This is a genomic window from Rahnella sp. GSA61A, from assembly GCF_019969905.1.
GTDB lineage: Bacteria > Pseudomonadota > Gammaproteobacteria > Enterobacterales > Enterobacteriaceae > Rahnella > Rahnella aceris.
Genome location: NZ_JAHXYO010000012.1, coordinates 171,059 through 186,828, shown reverse-complemented (window position 1 = coordinate 186,828; position 15,770 = coordinate 171,059). Strand labels below are relative to the sequence as shown.

Genomic DNA, 15,770 nt, shown 5'->3' with positions numbered 1-15,770 from the left:
CCTAAAGAGTAAAAACCCTTATCGAACAGCGTAATACTGTTATCCGGCGCGCTGGCTGCCAGCTTTGCCGCCAGGCGCATCTCGTTCACGTCGTAACTGTCCATCACACTGGCCCGCAACAGGTGACTGCTCAGTTCCATCAGGCAGACCATGCGGACCTGAGGATATCCGCGTTCACCGTGCTGGTTCGAAGCCTTACCGAAGGCCTCTGCATTTTCAGGCGTGTCCTGCGTATGCCAGACTACGCCATCGACGGCATTGAGTGTCAGTCCGTGCCAGAGAGGATGTTTTGCCTCTGCATGCCAGTGTTGCTGAGTGATATCAAACAGAACCCGGATGGCATCTTCACCTAACGTTTTTCTGCGGGCAATAACGGAGCTGGGTGCGGTGAATGAGCGTCCGGTTCGGTCAACAATATCCATCAGATTAACGATATGACTCATAGGCTTATTGTTGAATATGGCCATGCCGATAACCAGCCAGACCATGGACTCGAGGGGGAGTTTACGCTTGCGTAGGGTGACGGTGTCAGTGAGAGAAAAAGCTTGCTGAATGAGGTCCGGAGACAGGAGGTCAGCGAGGCTTTGAACTTCATCGGGGGCAGTAAGATTGATAATACCGAGAGCTTGTGAAAGTTCCATTTAAAAAGGGTCCATGATGAGCATGAACCCTTTTTACACGAGCCACCGGATCGGTCAACTGATCCTTAAACGATCGGCATTAGCCTTGTGCGGCTCCTTTTGTTTAGCTTTCACCGTCGTGAATTATTTTTGCGTGCCATCTTCAATTTTCGGCGGATAGGGCAGGTCAGCGGCTTTACGCATCTTCGCCACATCTTTCGCGGTGACCGTGGCTCCCGCCGGATTGCCAAACTGTGTGCTGACGTAATGACTCAGCGTCGCAATCTGGTCATCATCGAGCTGACTGGCAAACGACGGCATCATGATTTCGCCTTTATCCATGTGGCGCTGGACGCCGTTGAGGATGACCGAAACCTGATTGCGGCTGTCGTAAGAACCGGTGCTGGTATGGCTGAACAGTGACGGATAGGCATGGAATCCCTCGCCGCTGCCTTCACCGCCTTTGCCGTGACAGGCTGCGCAGCTGGCATTAAACAGGGCGGCGGCTGACTGGTCGATTGTCTGGCCTTCGGCGCGCAGTGGGTAAATATCCTGATTCTGCTCACCCCATGCATCTCGCGGTTTGGTTTGCTTGTCATCTCCGATTGCCGGGACGGAACGGATATAGGTGGCAATCGCGTTCAGGTCACTGTCTGAAAGATGCTGCAGACTGTGCTCAATGGCTTCTGACATCGCCCCTGACGCTGACGCCTTACCGGCAACAAAACCTGTTTTCAGGTAAGTCACCAGATCCTGCTGCGACCAGTTGCCGATCCCGGCATTTTTATCCGGCGTGATGTTGAAAGCTACCCATGAGCCTAAATCGCCACCGGAAAACGCTTTGTCGGTGTCCATGCCCATGGTCAGCGTGCGCGGCGTATGGCAGGTGCCGCAGTGTTCCAGCGCTTCCACCAGATAAGCCCCACGGTTCCAGTCCGCTGATTTGGACGGATCGTTTTTCAGCTCACCTTTGTCGAAGTTAAACAGCTTCCACACGCGCATGCCCCAGCGCTGGTTGAAAGGGAAGGACAAATCCGTCTGCGGGCCAGCGGAATGTACCGCTGGCAGCGACATCAGATAAGCTTTGATCGCTAAAACATCTTCACGTTTCATTTTGGTGAAGGAGTCGTAAGGCATAGCGGGATACAACTGTTGTCCGTCTTTGCCGACACCGTCACGTACCGCGCGCACGAATTCATCGTCCGTCCAGTTGCCAATACCAAACTGTTTGTCAGAAGAAATATTGGTGCCGTAAATCACCCCGAAAGGCGACGCCAGCGGATAACCGCCGCCGAATTTTGCCGTTTTATCCGCCCCCGGCGCAGTATGGCAGGCGGTACAGTCACCGGCTGTCGCCAGATATTCACCGCGCTTAATTAAATCTGCGTTGCCCGCTGTGTCATCAGCCCGGGCGGCGTTAGCCGCGACCATTAACGGCAGCAACGCCAGCATGAATTTCATTTTCATTACTCAGTCCTCAGAAAATCAATCAGGCCAGGCTTTTCAGCACCGTATCAGCCATACGCAATGCCAGCGCAGTTCCCGACAGCGTGGAGTTCACCGTTGAAGCAGAGGGCATAATGCCGGTCCCGGCGATGAACAGGTTCGGGTGGTCATGCGTACGGCAATCACCATCCACCACGGAATCTTTCGGGTCGCTGCCCATGATCATGGTGCCGGTAATATGCTGGTTGTTGTCGTACACCCCACGCTTGCTGTACACCACTTCGGTGCCGCCCATTTCTTTGACGATTTTCTGAAAATCAAGCATCGACTGGTCATAACCGCGGTGAACGTAGTCCGGGAATTTGTAATGCACTTCGAGGCGCGGAATACCCCATTCGTCTTTCTCGGTTTTGCTCAACACCACACGGTTTTCCGGTTCCGGCAGCATTTCCAGCAGGCATTTCAGCTGAATAAAACGCTCGGACTGATAGGTCAGTTTGTCGTTCAGCGCTTTACCGTAATAACCCTGACGCACCAGGCGCTCGGTCAGATAACGCACCGGCGACGTGTTGGCGACGTCGATACGCAGCGCAGAACGATCGCGGCGGAAATCCCCATCACGCAGATTATTGATACTGCCCGGGCGCATCGGGCCGCGGCCGAAATACACTGGCTCGTCGGCGTAAAACTCAACAGAGGTGCCGGGGTGATCCATCAGATTTCGACCCACCATGCCGGAGCTGTTGGCGATACCGTTCGGGTATTTATCGCTGGTGGACATCAGCAACAGTTTCGGGCTTTCGATGCCGTTGGCGGTCAGCACGAAGCGTTTACCGGTGACTTTATGGGCCACTTTGTCAGCATCCAGATAGTGCACAGCCACGATCTCGCCGCTGTCATTGGCTTCGATGTTGTACACCACGGCATTGGCAATCACGCGCACACCGGCTTCGATAGCTTTGCGCGCCGAAATACCGCCGTGATACTGCGCATCAATCGGGCAAACAGGCATACAGTTATTGTTGCCGCAGCAGGCAGGACGACCGTCATAAGGAATACTGTTACGCGCCTGCGGGCCGATACCTAATACGTAACCGAGTTTGGCAATGCGTTTGCTGATGCGGTCAAAACCGTAGGGCAGCGGAATACCCGGCAGCGGATAGGGTTGTGAACGCGGTGAATCCAGCGCGTCGTCACCGGAAACGCCCATCTGAATTTCGGCTTCGGTGTAATACGGCTCCAGATCTTCATAACTGATTGGCCAGTCACGACCCACGCCATACAGCGTTTTGATTTTCATATCATTTGGCAGCAGGCGAAACGCCTGTCCCGCCCAGTGCCAGGTTGTGCCACCGACACCGCGCAGATACTGAGCAGCGTAGAGGTCCGGGCCTTTCTGGATCAGATAATTGTTATCTTTCGGCTGGAATTTCGGTTGCGGTGCCCAGGGTTTCGGCGGATAGGGTTCGGTAAAGTCGCCTTTGAGCGGTGACTGACGGAACAGTTCTACCGCTTCGTCTCGTTTGATCACCGGCCCGGAATCGAGCATCAGCACGGAAACGCCGGCTTTGACCATTTTCAGCGCAGCCAGCGAACCGGCGATACCGGCACCAATAACAACGACATCTGCATTCAGTGCATCAGCCATGAGCAATCACCTCCGTGGAATTTTGTTGCAGTGCAGCAGGCTTGTTGACCCAGAAATTCGGTTCACCCGGCGCATAACTCGGCGGCAGCAGGTTATTTTTCAGCAACTGATAGCTGACGATATTTTCAAATCCGATACATTTCTGACTGCCGGGTTGACCGACCACACCGAGATACCAGCCACTGACCAGTTGCTGATACAACTGCGCCAGCTCTGCCGGTTGCTGTGCAAGAAGCTGATGTAAATCATCACCCACCACGCCGCGGTGTGCGGTGATCAGTGCTGAAAGGGTACCGAGTTGTGAGTCGAGCTGCGCGTTGTTCTGCGACTGATGCAGCCAGCTGTAAAGTGCCTGAGCGAGGTGCGGTTCGAGCCTGTCCATGCCGGTCAGCTGTTTAGAAAGTGCCATAAAACTGTCTGGCATTGTCACAGCTGAAGCCAGCGGTGGCGCGGCATGGGCGAGGGTAGCAAATACGCCACCGCCCAGCATCTGGCTACCGATACCCGCAACCATGACGCCCGCAGTGCCGAGTATCCACCGGCGACGAGAGAGATTGATCATGCTGAAAGTCCGTAAATGTTCCGTATAAAACGGCCATGGGCGTGGCCGTCAACAAGAAGGAGTAATTGAAAGTGCCTGTTATTTCAGGACGCTGGCTGCTTTTTCTGATGACTGATTATCGATGTCCTGCTTCGGCGTACTGACACCGACGGCACCGACCACTTCACCGTTAATCGTCAGCGGGAATCCACCACCCAGTGGCACGGCATTCGGGATCGCCAATACGGTGGTTTCGCCACCCTGCAGGCGTTGCATGAATTTCAGCGAAGGAGCGTGGTAGAGCGCGGAAGTGCGCGCTTTGCCGATGGACGCATCAACACAACCGGCCGGAGAACCGTCAAGACGCTGGAAGGTCAGTAATGAACCAGATGCATCAACTACTGCGATGCAACCGGTGCTGTGTTGTTCCGCAAGAGTGGATTTCACACTGTCGATGACTTTGGCTGCCTGCGCGTTATCCAGCGGAGGATGTCCGGCGGCGAAAGCGGAAGTGGCGGAGAAGAAAAGCGTGGTGGCACACAGTAAAGCCTGTGTGGTGGTTTTTTTAACAGACATAGACTCATCCCTTGTAGCAGTAGCAAAACATGACTTGACGTATTTTTCGAATAAGATTTTTTAAATAAGTGTTTTAAATCAATAGAATTAAAAACAATAACGTTAACGGGCGGAACACTCTGGTGTGTTTCTTAATGCCACACGAACAAAGGCGTTATTGGTTTTTGTTTCGCGGATGTTAATTCAATTAACAAAACAGCAAAAGTGACGGTTGCGCTGGGAAATTAATTCCCGGGAGATTTTGTGCGGATATTATGAGCAAAGCGGGCCTGCAGGCCTTGTTGGATAAGGACTGAACATTTTGTGCTGTTACGAACCAGTTGATCCGTTTATATTAATTAAATGTGATCCTGTTAACAAAAAACCTCCCGAAAAGGGAGGTTTGTATTTTGCCGACAGCGCAAAGAAACGGGAGGGCTAATGGGCCGCCGGTCTGAGAGCCGGTGTACGGAAATCCAGCGATGCAATAATGCTGTTTGCTGCCTGTCGTCCGTCCGACATAGCTGTCACCACCAGGTCGGCGCCCCGCACCGCATCGCCGCCTGCAAATATCTGCGGGTGACTGGTCTGATACGGGAAGCGGCTGTGATGCGGGGCCTGTAACAATCCCTGTTCGTCGTGCCTCACCGACAGTTCATCCAGCCACGGCATAGCATGCGGCAGAAAGCCAAATGCCATAATGACCGCTTCCGCTTCGAGCAGGAATTCAGAACCGGCAATCTGTGTGGGTCTGCGTCTGCCGCTGGCATCCGGTTCTCCCGGGGCGGTACGGACTAAGCGGATACCGCAGACTTCGCCCCGGTTATTCAGCTCAATGCTCACCGGCTGAACGTTAAACATAAACTCAGCCCCTTCCTCGCGTGAGTTTTTCACTTCTTTCTTCGAGCCCGGCATGCTTATTTCATCGCGGCGATACGCACAAATCACGCTTTTGGCATTCTGGCGCAGCGACGTGCGCAGACAATCCATCGCTGTATCGCCGCCGCCGAGCACGACCACTCGTTTTCCCGCCATGCTGACATAAGGCTCATGTTTCAGTTCGGGCAGATTCATCAGATGTTTGGCGTTCGCAATCAGGAACGGCAGGGCGCTGTAAACGCCCGGCGCGTTTTCATTTTCCAGTCCGGCTTTCATCGCTTTATACGTACCCACACCTAAGAATATTGCATCGAACTCTTCCAGCAGTTGTTCCGCCTGAATGTCGACGCCGATTTCGGTATTGAGCCGGAACTCAATGCCCATTTCAGTGAAGATTTCCCGGCGTCTGACCAGCACGTTTTTATCCAGCTTGAACGCCGGAATACCAAAGGTCAGCAGGCCGCCGATTTCAGGGTGACGATCAAAGACCACGGCTTTTACGCCATGCCGCGCCAGCACGTCAGCGCAGCCCAATCCGGCCGGGCCTGCACCCACCACGGCTACGCGATAATTACGCGGAATAACCTCTGAAAGATCGGGTTTCCAGCCTTGTGCCAGCGCGGTATCGGTAATATAGCGCTCAATATTGCCGATGCTCACTGAGCCTTGTTTATCAAAAGTGCAGGCGCCTTCGCAAAGCCTGTCCTGCGGGCAGACGCGGCCACAGATCTCCGGCAGGCTGCTGGTGCGGTGCGAAAGCTCTACGGCTTCCAGAATGTGTCCCTGTTTCGCCAGCGCCAGTAATTGTGGGATATCGTTATGCAGCGGGCAGGTCCAGGCGCAGAAAGGGTGATCACTGCAATGCAGACAGCGGCCAGCCTGTTCTTCAACCTGCATCGGTGTAAAGCGCGCATAGATCTCATTAAACGTGCTTTTACGTTCGGTGAGCGGGGCTTTTGCCGCATCGAGGCGCGGTGGTGCCAGGGCGGCGGCGAATACGGCCGCTGATTTGCTGGTCAGCGAAACCTGTGGATTCCGGCCCATGGCGGCGCGGTATTGTTTATCAGCGCGGTTCTGAGCAATGACCTGATCGGTGATGAGATGCAGTGCCTGTGTCGGGCAGGCATTGACGCATGCCTGTCCGTCCGGGCTGTCATTGCACAGATCACATTTATGCGCCACGGCTGCCACGGCGGGTAAGCCGGTCAGCGGATAGCTCTCATGCTGTACGATATCAATGGCGCCAAACGGACAGGCCACGGCGCAGGTTTTACAGCCGATACAGCGTTCTTCCAGCAACTGAATGCTGTCGTTACGACGAACGAATGCGTTTGTCGGGCAAACCTGCAAACACGGGGCATCTTCGCACTGACGGCATAGCACGGCGCTATGCCGATCGTTTTGCCGGATGACATGAATGCGCGGGGTAAATTGTTCTTTCGACGAATAACATTGTTCATTGTGAGACAAGACGCAAGCGACCTCACAGGCGCGACAACCTATGCAAGCCTGAGAATCAGCAATAATAAATTGGTTCATTTTTACCCTGTCGGCATTTTAGTTTGCTGTGGTCTCTCATAGACCACACAAATACTATGGGTTTGTTTGTCATCCTAATGGATACAAACACAGGGTTTATTTGAGGTGCGTCACAGTTTGACGTGTTGTTACAGTGAGGGAGTTTAAAAAAACGCCGCCAGACGTGGGCCGGGGCGGCGTTTTGCAGGACAACGCTTCGCAGGTTATTTTTACGGATGCCAGCTGCTGCGGCATTCATCACGACGGAAACTCAGCACGCGGCTGCGGTTGGAAATCAGCCGGACGTTGTAGCCCTGGAAATAAAGACAGAAGTTTTTCTTCCACGGTCCGTCAGGGAGTTCCACCAGTAAACGCCCCGCACCCAGCGATGTTAACTGGCCGCTGGCACGCAGCGTGCCGACGCCCATCAGCAACTGATCGCCCTCAATATCAAAGGCGGCTTTCGATTGGGGATGATGCCAGCGCCCCTGAACCATTTTCAGGCAATCATTGGTTTCCACCGGGGTAAAGTAACGCGGCGCGTGTCCGATTTCACCCTGAATGGCGGTGCCGTCCCAGCGCAAACGCATCGGCATGTGTGCGGATAGGGTGATGGCTTCGTCGGCGTCCGCGCCCTGATAGAGGTTATCGGCAGCGCCGAGATAACTGGCCGTGCCGTTGCTGACTTTTAGCCAGTACGGCTCGGCAACGCTGGCGTATACACCATCCGGCAATGCATGGCTACGCGCCGGGAGCGGCGCAGCTAACAGTGACGACATGACTTCCAGCACATGGGTAAACGCTGTGGTGTCTTCGCGATTGGAGACCAGCGCAATGCCTGCATCAAGCTCAGGATGAAGCAGGAAATAGGTTTTATAACCGGCATGGGAACCGCCGTGGCCGTAAACCGTATGTTCACCGATTTTCGTCGAGGTGATGCCCAGCCCGTAAGCGGAAGGAATGTCGCCTTGCAGATAACGTTGTTCTGTCAGCGTTTGCAGTACGCCCGCGCCCGGTCCGTTTTGTGAAAGCAGGCTTTGCAGCCATACTGAAAGCGAACGTACGCTGCCGGTCAGGCTACCGGATGCCGACAGATGCAAACCTGCGACGGCTGTTTTCCAGCCGGTGGAGTCCTGCCAGTAACCGGGCACCAGGTCCGGGACGATATCGAACCAGGTTTCCGGCGCATGGAAAGCGATATCCAGCGGCTGCGCGATATACTTTTGCAGCAGATCCTCAAACAAAATGCCTTTTTGTTTGAGGATTTCTTCCACCAGCCGGTAACCGGTGTTGCTGTAGGAAATCTCGGTCCCTGCTGTGAAGTTCAGAGCGCCGTCCTGCGTCAGGAATTCTATAATGGCACTGGCTTCGCTGACGTTATAAACAGAAATACCCAGCAGCGAAAGGGTTTCCCGCACGTCCGGCAGGCCTGCGGTCATGTCCAGCGCCTGCCCGAGGGTCACTTGTGACATCGGCGCTTTCAGTTGCGGTAAATGCTGACCAAGGGTATCACTCACCGAAAGACTGGCATCGCTTTTCAGCAAGGCCAGTGTGGCGAAAATATGTTTTGTGACAGAGGCATAGCGGACAACAGAATCGATGCTGAAAGGTGTCGATGTGCTGAGGTTTGCCAGCCCTCCGGTCGCGAAACTGCGGAGAGTTTTACTGTCAAAAAGGGTGATCGCGCCGCCCGGTTCTCCGGGTTTATCCCAGTTTTTAGTTATGCGTTTTGCTGTTTCTTCAGCCGCCTGCCACTGTAATGCAGACTGTTCGGTGGATGTCATTAACGTCTCCTGACTGTCTTTCAGTGAAAAAGTGGGCAGCCCGGGCTGCCCGCGAAACCCAAATACGTTCACGGCAGGAACGATTATCCGGGCTCCTCTAAACTGAGACTTAACGATCGTAACTCGGCTGTGTGCGGATGGCTGACGTTGCCCATCCGTAAATCGTCTGTGCTCAGAAGTTCGACCATTTCACCACCAATCATTACGCCAATGCTGGTGCAAAGATGCGTAACAACGGCCAGATTGTGACTGACCAGAATATAAGTCAGTTTCCGGCGTTCACGCAGGTCGCTTAGCAGGTTGAGGATCTCCGCCTGCACCGAGACATCCAGCGCCGAGGTCGGCTCATCGAGCAGTAAAATTTCCGGTTCTGAAATCATCGCCCGCGCGATTGCGACCCGCTGACGCTGACCGCCGGAAAGCTGGTGCGGGAAGCGAAAACGCACCGTCTGCGGCAGGCCGACTTCGGCCAGCGCATCAGTGATACGTTTTTCGATATTCAGAAAACCGTGCACAATCAGCGGTTCGCTGAGAATGCGGTCAATGGTCTGGCGCGGATGCAGCGAGCCGTACGGATCCTGAAATACCATCTGCACGCGGCGGAAAAAGCGTTTCTGGCGCACCGGCACCTGATCTTCGCCGCCAATCACCATCCCGCCGGACCAGGAATGATTCAGCCCGGCCAGTGCGCGTAAAATGGTGGACTTGCCCGAGCCGCTTTCTCCTACGATGCCGAAACATTCACCGGGCGCGACACTGAAACTCACGCCTTTCACCACTTCGGTATCGCCGAACGCGATGCGCAGGTTATTGAGGATTATTTTGCTGTTATCCAGAGGAGGGAGTTCTGCTGTCATGAGGTTTTCCATGCTTCGTCACGCACCAGCACTGGCAGTCTGTCCCGAGGATGTTTCAGCGACGGCAGACATTCCAGCAGCCCGCGGGTGTAAGGATGTTGAGCTTTCAGTAAATTACCGGCTTGTAACGTTTCGACGATACGCCCGGCGTACATGACGGCCACGCGGTCACAGAATTTCGATACCAGTGGCAAATCATGGCTGATCAGAATCAGCCCCATGCCGCGGCTGGATACAAGGTCATCGAGCAGACGCAAAATCTCAGCCTGCACAGTGGCATCAAGGGCGCTGGTCGGTTCATCGGCAATCATCAGTTCCGGATCAGGAGCCAGCATCATGGCAATCATTACGCGCTGGCCCATGCCGCCGGATACCTCATGGGCATAACGCTCGGCCACTTTATGCGGCTCACGGATACGCACCTGATCCAGCAGTTCAATTGCTGCATTCATGGCCTGTTTTTTCGAGCCGCCTTTATGCGTTTGCCAGGCTTCGGCCACCTGTTTACCGATCGGCATCACCGGATTGAGCGAGTATTTCGGATCCTGCAAAATGAAACCTACCCGCTTGCCACGGATCTGACGCATTTGCTTCTCGCTGGCATTGCGCAAATCGATGCCGTCGAAAGACAGCGTTTCGGCGCGGCACCTGGCGCTGGAAGGCAGAAGGTTCATCAGGCAACGTGCTGTCAGGGATTTACCCGAACCACTTTCGCCTACGATGCCAAATTTCTCCTTACCCAATGACAGCGATACGCCGCGAACGGCATCGAAACTGCCGCTGTTGGTCTGAAACGTAATATGCAGATCTTTGATATCAACCAGCATTATTGCTCCTTAGGATCGAGGACGTCACGCAGCCCGTCGCCGAGGAAGTTAAACGCCAGAGAGGTCACAAAAATGGCAATGGCCGGAATTAACGGTACCCACCATTCACTGAACAGGAAGCGGCGGGCAGTGGCAATCATCGCCCCCCATTCCGGCGATGGCGGTTGAGCGCCCATACCTAAAAAGCCCAGACTCGCAGCGGTGATAATGATCGAACTCATGTCCAGCGTGATACGCACCACCAGGCTCGGCACACACAGCGGCATGATATGGCGCAGCACGATGCGGGCAGGTGTTGCGCCAGTCAGACGGCAGGCGGCAATATAATCCGTGCCGCGTACCTGCATGGTTTCTGCACGTGCAAGGCGGGCATACGGCGGCCAGGCGGTGAGGGCGATCGCCAGAATGGCACTTTCGATACCGGGTTTGAGTGCCGCCACAAAGGCCAGAGCCAGGATCAGACGCGGGAAGGCCAGAAAAATGTCGGTGATGCGCATCAGAATACGGTCAAGTAATCCGCCCGCATAACCGGCCACGCAGCCAATCAGCAGGCCGAGCGGGGCGACAATTGCCACCACTATAATCACCATTCCGAGCGTGATACGTCCGCCATAAAGAATACGGCTCAGGGTATCGCGGCCCAGTTCATCTGTTCCCAGCCAGTGCAGGGAAGACGGTTTTGCCAGACGATGCGCCAGATCCTGTGCGCCCGGGTCGTAGCTGGTCAGCCACGGCGCGCAAAGGGAAATCAGCAACACAATCAGCACGGTAAACAGGCCGGTTACTGCCAGCGGATTTTTACGCAGACCGAGCCAGATGCGGTAACGACGGCCCCAGACGGCTTGCGTGCGGGTGTGCGGTGTGTCGGCCAGCAGCCAGGCGCGGCTGCCCGCGCGGGGTTGAGGTATGACAGGTAAAGTGCTCATTTTACGCGGGGATCCAATAGTCGGTAGAGAAGGTCAGCCAGCAGGTTGAGCAGCACATAAATCGCGCCAATCAGCAATGTTGAGCCGATCACCGGATTCATATCCGCATTCATCAGCGACACGGTGAGATATTGTCCGAGACCCGGCCAGGAGAAGACGTTTTCTGTGACCACGGCGCCTTCGAGAAGGCCCGCGTACGTCAATGCCAGCACGGTGATCAGTTGTACGCCGACGGTGGGGAAGGCATGTTTCCAGATAACCCGTTGCGCCGAGAGCCCCTTGGCACGGGCGGTGATCACGTATTCCCCGCCCAGTGCGTTGAGCATGAAAGTACGCGTCATGCGGGTGATATAAGCCATGCTGAAATACGCGAGGATCAGCACCGGCTGAACCATATGGGCAAGGGCATCCCAAAATGCGCCCGTGTCACCGGCCAGCAGAGAATCCACGGTAAGCAAGCCGGTGACCTGCGGGATCATGTCCTGATAAATGATGTCCTGACGTCCCGGCCCCGGCGCGATACCCAGCGCGGAGTAGAAAATCAGCAGGCTGAGCAGCGCCAGCACAAACACCGGCAGCGAGTGACCGGCCAGACATACCACGCGGATAGTCTGATCAATCCAGCTGCCCTGACGGGTGGCGGCCCAGACACCCAGCGGAATACCGACAATGGCGGCGATAATGATCGCCGCCGTGGCCAGTTCCAGCGTGGCAGGGAAAAACCGGGCGATATCCGTGGTGACCAGATTGGAGGTCAGGGCAGAGCGCCCTAAATCACCGTGGAATACCTGACTGAGATAATGGAAAAACTGCAACCAGAGGGGCTGATCCAGCCCCATTTCATGACGAACCCGTTCGACCACTGCCTGCGGGGCATTATCGCCAACCGCAGCCAGAACCGGGTCCGTCGGCATTACGCGACCGATAAAAAAAGTCACTACCGACAGACCAAACAAAGTAAGACAAACGCTGATGCAGGTACTCAGAAATCCTTTGAGTCTCTTGCTCACGCTTTAACAACCTTCTCGTAGGGGCTGGTGCTCATTACAGTCAGTACCACACCGGAAATCACTTTGCGGCAGGCGGCGGTCATGGTCGGTTGCAGCATGATGGCAAACGGGCTGTTTTCCATATGTTTGGTCTGCAATTCTTCATAGAGTTTGATACGGGTGGCCGGATCCGATTCTTTCAGCGCCTGGGTACTCAGATCGGAGATTTCCTTATCCTGCCAGCTACAACGCCATGCCAGCGTACGGCTCTTGGCGGCGTCGGTGTTATCCGGATTGCTGCAGAAGGCTTCGGCGTTAGAGTTCGGGTCAAAGTAATCCGCGCCCCATTGGGTCATTGCCAGTTGTTGCTGACGTGCACGCATTTTGGTCAGTACCTGACGGCTTTCCGCAGCCAGCAGCGTAACTTTAATCCCCACTTCGGCGAGGTTAGACTGCAATGCCTGCACGATGTCAGAAGAAGGTGAAGCGGAGTAGTGATCTAAGGTGATTTCAAAACCATTCGGGAAACCCGCTTCGGCCAGCAAGGCTTTGGCTTTTGCCACATCACGTTTGTACATGATGGTGTTCACCGCCGCCGGGAACCCTTCAGGCAGGAAGCTCTGATGGATTTTGTGGGTCAGCGGCACGATATGCTGCTGGATATTCTCGTAATCGATAGCCCATTTGATCGCCTGCCAGACCTGCGGTTTAGCCAGATTCGGATGCGCGGTATTGGCAGACAACATAAAGGTGCCGGCGATACCTTTTTGTACCAGCGTGAAGTTTTTGTCGTTGATCAGCGGACGCAACTGCTCGGTGGTCAGGTTGCGGGCGATATCCACATCGCCTTTTTGCAGCATCAGCAACTGAGCGGAAGGGTCGATAATATGGCGCATGATGATGCGCTGAATTTTGCCTGCGTGCGGGTTGTTCTTGTTGCGTTCCAGAATCACGGATTCACTGACTTTCCAGTCGCGCAACTTGAACGCACCGGAACCGGCACTGTTTTTCTTCAGCCAGGCATTACCCAAATCGTCACCGGTCTGATTCGCCAGACAGGCGGATTTTTGCACGATACTGCCGACGTTGGCGGTCAGGCAATACAACAGGAAGGATTCAGATGCCGGTTCAGCGGTTTTGATCACCAGCGTTTGGGCGTCAGGCGCGGTAATCAGGCTCTCGACGTTATCTTTGGTGTAACCAAACTGGTTAATAATGTAGGCCGGGCTCTTATCGAGTTTCACAACGCGTTGCAGGGAGAAAGCGGCGTCTTCGGCAGTAACCGGTTTGCCATCGGCCCATTTGGCTTTCGGATCCAGTTTGAAGGTGAAGGTTTTTTTGTCGTCAGAAGCCGTCCAGGACACTGCCAGATCGCCTTCAATTTCATCAGGGGAGGCCAGTTTAGGTTTCACCAGTTGCTGATACATATTACCGGTAATTTCACTGCCCACGGACTCAAAGCTTTCATGCGGATCAAGGCTGGTAATGATGTCGAGCTGAATAGCCATGACCAGTATTGATGCCGGCGTGGCAGCAAACACGGCATCAAATTTCAGGTAGGACAGCACAGGTATTGCGGAAAAACCGGTAACAAATTGACGCCTGGTAACCATAACTACTCCCATCGTGTTGATATATAAAAGTAAAATTAAAAATCACGGTGGCAAACCCTTGACTTAACTCCGGGCAACTGGCTTAAATGAAAAACGGTTGCTTTGCACTCGTCGACGTTTCATATCGAAAAAACTAATGTGAAGCGTACTGTGTTTGTTCAAAGCTGGTGCAGCATGACTCCATTACTGCACCCCGCATGAACAAATCTCCGTTGTCTTAGTCATGCTTAATCAAAGGTAGACCTTTTTTATGAATAACGTAGCGCACGGAACTGAAGAATTAATGCCGGTTTTTGATGGACATAACGATGTTTTGCTGCAACTTTGGACAGAACATCATCAGGATCCTGAACGCGCATTCCTTCAGGGGCCCGCCAGCGGACAACTGGACCTGCCGCGCTGTCGTGAAGCAGGCTTTGCTGGCGGGCTTTTCGCCGCCTGGGTGCCGACTCCGGATATTGATCTAGCAATTAGCGTGCCGGATCGTTCAGTGGACCCCCGTTTTCTGCCCGAAGGTACTCAAAAACATCCTGATTTTTCCCCGACACCTTCTTTCGATTTTGCACGTGATGTCACATTTGGCATGATGGCGTTCCTGCTGAGAATCGAAGCGCAATCGCAGGGCAAGGTGAAAATTTGTCGTACCGCGCAGGAGATCAGGCAGTCAATGCATAACCATGCATTAGCTGTGGTTATGCATATTGAGGGCGCCGAGGCAATTGATGAGGATTTGTATAATCTTGATGTGCTTTACAGCATGGGCCTGCGTTCCCTGGGGCCGGTATGGAGTCGTCCGAACATCTTCGGTGAGGGGGTACCGTTTAAATATCAGACCTCACCGGATACCGGACCGGGGCTGACAGAGGCGGGTGTGCGTCTGGTGAAAGCCTGTAACCAGAAACGCATCATGATTGACCTCTCTCATCTGAATGAAAAAGGCTTCTGGCAGGTGGCTGAATTAAGTGATGCGCCGCTGGTGGCCAGCCATTCCAACGCATTCAGTATCTGCCCGCAGTCACGTAACCTGACCGATAAGCAGCTGCACGCCATCAAAGAAAGCCAGGGCTTCGTCGGGCTGAACTTTGCGGTGCCATTCCTGCGTGAAGACGGTAAACGCAGTGATGATACCGGCACCGATATTATGGTACGTCATATGGATTATCTGGTTGAGCATCTGGGTGAGGAGGGGGTCGGATTGGGATCAGACTTTGATGGCGCATCGATGGCACCGTTTTTGAAGGATGTGCGCGGGTTACCGGTGCTGGTTGAAGCCCTGCGCAAAGCGGGCTACGGCAATGCGCTGCTGGAAAAAATCTGCTACAAAAACTGGGTGAATGTGCTGGAACGTACCTGGGGAAACTAAGCGGGTTGCAAGGGCGTTCGCGGCAAAAAAAAGCAGCCACCAGGGTTAATGCCGGTCACTTAAGGTGACCGGCATTGTTTTTTAAGGGATATTTCGACCTTTTTTCTCTCACTTCCCTGGCATATTCACGCTCACGTCTCGAGGGCAGTTTTAGCATCGCTGCGTTGCTGTAAAAATGCTTCAGATGACCCGGGATGGCTTGCT

General features: G+C 54.3%; 12 protein-coding genes and 2 pseudogenes. 1 reads left to right on the top strand and 13 read right to left on the bottom strand.

The genetic code is table 11. The features are described from left to right. From LC431_RS16500 to LC431_RS16445, 12 genes and pseudogenes are all read right to left on the bottom strand, one after another. A pseudogene (locus LC431_RS16500) lies at window positions 1-641 on the bottom strand (IS4-like element IS1271 family transposase); the annotation flags it as partial. Between the two features lie 123 nt (window positions 642-764). Beyond that, the gene (locus tag LC431_RS16495) at window positions 765-2,087 is read right to left on the bottom strand and encodes a cytochrome c (RefSeq protein WP_013575580.1); all 1,323 of its coding nucleotides are present in this window, start codon (window positions 2,085-2,087) and stop codon (window positions 765-767) included. A gap of 22 nt (window positions 2,088-2,109) precedes the next feature. Continuing rightward, on the bottom strand, window positions 2,110-3,714 hold the full coding sequence (locus LC431_RS16490; RefSeq protein ID WP_112197833.1) for a GMC family oxidoreductase: 1,605 nt from the start codon (window positions 3,712-3,714) through the stop codon (window positions 2,110-2,112). Continuing rightward, the gene (locus tag LC431_RS16485; RefSeq protein ID WP_013575578.1) at window positions 3,707-4,276 is read right to left on the bottom strand and encodes a sugar dehydrogenase complex small subunit; all 570 of its coding nucleotides are present in this window, start codon (window positions 4,274-4,276) and stop codon (window positions 3,707-3,709) included. The genes LC431_RS16490 and LC431_RS16485 overlap by 8 nt, the downstream gene beginning before the upstream one ends. Before the next feature lie 78 nt (window positions 4,277-4,354). Next, entirely contained in the window at window positions 4,355-4,831 is a 477-nt protein-coding gene (locus tag LC431_RS16480) for a heme-binding protein (RefSeq protein ID WP_223510097.1), read from the bottom strand. Window positions 4,832-5,248: 417 nt separating this feature from the next. Beyond that, complete coding sequence (gene aegA / locus LC431_RS16475) at window positions 5,249-7,228, bottom strand: formate-dependent uric acid utilization protein AegA (protein ID WP_223510096.1); 1,980 nt, start codon at window positions 7,226-7,228, stop codon at window positions 5,249-5,251. Window positions 7,229-7,437: 209 nt separating this feature from the next. Further along, window positions 7,438-8,991: a serine hydrolase gene (locus tag LC431_RS16470; RefSeq protein ID WP_223510095.1), complete on the bottom strand. Its 1,554-nt coding sequence runs from the start codon at window positions 8,989-8,991 to the stop codon at window positions 7,438-7,440. 83 nt (window positions 8,992-9,074) lie between these two features. After that, the gene (locus tag LC431_RS16465; RefSeq protein ID WP_223510094.1) at window positions 9,075-9,848 is read right to left on the bottom strand and encodes an ABC transporter ATP-binding protein; all 774 of its coding nucleotides are present in this window, start codon (window positions 9,846-9,848) and stop codon (window positions 9,075-9,077) included. Continuing rightward, window positions 9,845-10,675: an ABC transporter ATP-binding protein gene (locus tag LC431_RS16460; protein WP_013575573.1), complete on the bottom strand. Its 831-nt coding sequence runs from the start codon at window positions 10,673-10,675 to the stop codon at window positions 9,845-9,847. The genes LC431_RS16465 and LC431_RS16460 overlap by 4 nt, the downstream gene beginning before the upstream one ends. Further along, complete coding sequence (locus LC431_RS16455) at window positions 10,675-11,601, bottom strand: ABC transporter permease (RefSeq protein WP_013575572.1); 927 nt, start codon at window positions 11,599-11,601, stop codon at window positions 10,675-10,677. Before LC431_RS16455 ends, LC431_RS16460 begins: the two co-directional genes overlap by 1 nt. Next, window positions 11,598-12,611 carry an ABC transporter permease gene (locus LC431_RS16450; RefSeq protein WP_134705710.1) on the bottom strand — a complete coding sequence of 338 codons (1,014 nt, stop codon included), beginning with the start codon at window positions 12,609-12,611 and terminating at the stop codon, window positions 11,598-11,600. The genes LC431_RS16455 and LC431_RS16450 overlap by 4 nt, the downstream gene beginning before the upstream one ends. Further along, window positions 12,608-14,203, bottom strand: coding sequence for an ABC transporter substrate-binding protein (locus LC431_RS16445; protein ID WP_223510093.1), 1,596 nt, complete (start codon window positions 14,201-14,203; stop codon window positions 12,608-12,610). Before LC431_RS16445 ends, LC431_RS16450 begins: the two co-directional genes overlap by 4 nt. A 250-nt stretch (window positions 14,204-14,453) precedes the next feature. Here LC431_RS16445 and LC431_RS16440 point away from each other — a divergent pair, with 250 nt between their 5' ends. Then, a complete protein-coding gene (locus LC431_RS16440) occupies window positions 14,454-15,566 on the top strand; it encodes a dipeptidase (RefSeq protein ID WP_119261654.1) in 1,113 nt (370 codons plus the stop codon). A gap of 55 nt (window positions 15,567-15,621) precedes the next feature. Here LC431_RS16440 and LC431_RS16435 read toward each other — a convergent pair. Further along, window positions 15,622-15,765 (bottom strand): annotated as a pseudogene (locus LC431_RS16435) (IS4 family transposase); the annotation flags it as partial. Window positions 15,766-15,770: the final 5 nt, after the last annotated feature.

Coding starts and splice junctions, on each gene's coding strand:
- LC431_RS16455 (WP_013575572.1), bottom strand. CDS start 11,601: ATGAGCACTTTACCTGTCATACCTCAACCCCGCGCGGGCAGCCGCGCC.
- LC431_RS16460 (WP_013575573.1), bottom strand. CDS start 10,675: ATGCTGGTTGATATCAAAGATCTGCATATTACGTTTCAGACCAACAGC.
- LC431_RS16465 (WP_223510094.1), bottom strand. CDS start 9,848: ATGACAGCAGAACTCCCTCCTCTGGATAACAGCAAAATAATCCTCAAT.
- aegA (WP_223510096.1), bottom strand. CDS start 7,228: ATGAACCAATTTATTATTGCTGATTCTCAGGCTTGCATAGGTTGTCGC.
- LC431_RS16490 (WP_112197833.1), bottom strand. CDS start 3,714: ATGGCTGATGCACTGAATGCAGATGTCGTTGTTATTGGTGCCGGTATC.
- LC431_RS16480 (WP_223510097.1), bottom strand. CDS start 4,831: ATGTCTGTTAAAAAAACCACCACACAGGCTTTACTGTGTGCCACCACG.
- LC431_RS16485 (WP_013575578.1), bottom strand. CDS start 4,276: ATGATCAATCTCTCTCGTCGCCGGTGGATACTCGGCACTGCGGGCGTC.
- LC431_RS16470 (WP_223510095.1), bottom strand. CDS start 8,991: ATGACATCCACCGAACAGTCTGCATTACAGTGGCAGGCGGCTGAAGAA.
- LC431_RS16440 (WP_119261654.1), top strand. CDS start 14,454: ATGAATAACGTAGCGCACGGAACTGAAGAATTAATGCCGGTTTTTGAT.
- LC431_RS16445 (WP_223510093.1), bottom strand. CDS start 14,203: ATGGTTACCAGGCGTCAATTTGTTACCGGTTTTTCCGCAATACCTGTG.
- LC431_RS16495 (WP_013575580.1), bottom strand. CDS start 2,087: ATGAAAATGAAATTCATGCTGGCGTTGCTGCCGTTAATGGTCGCGGCT.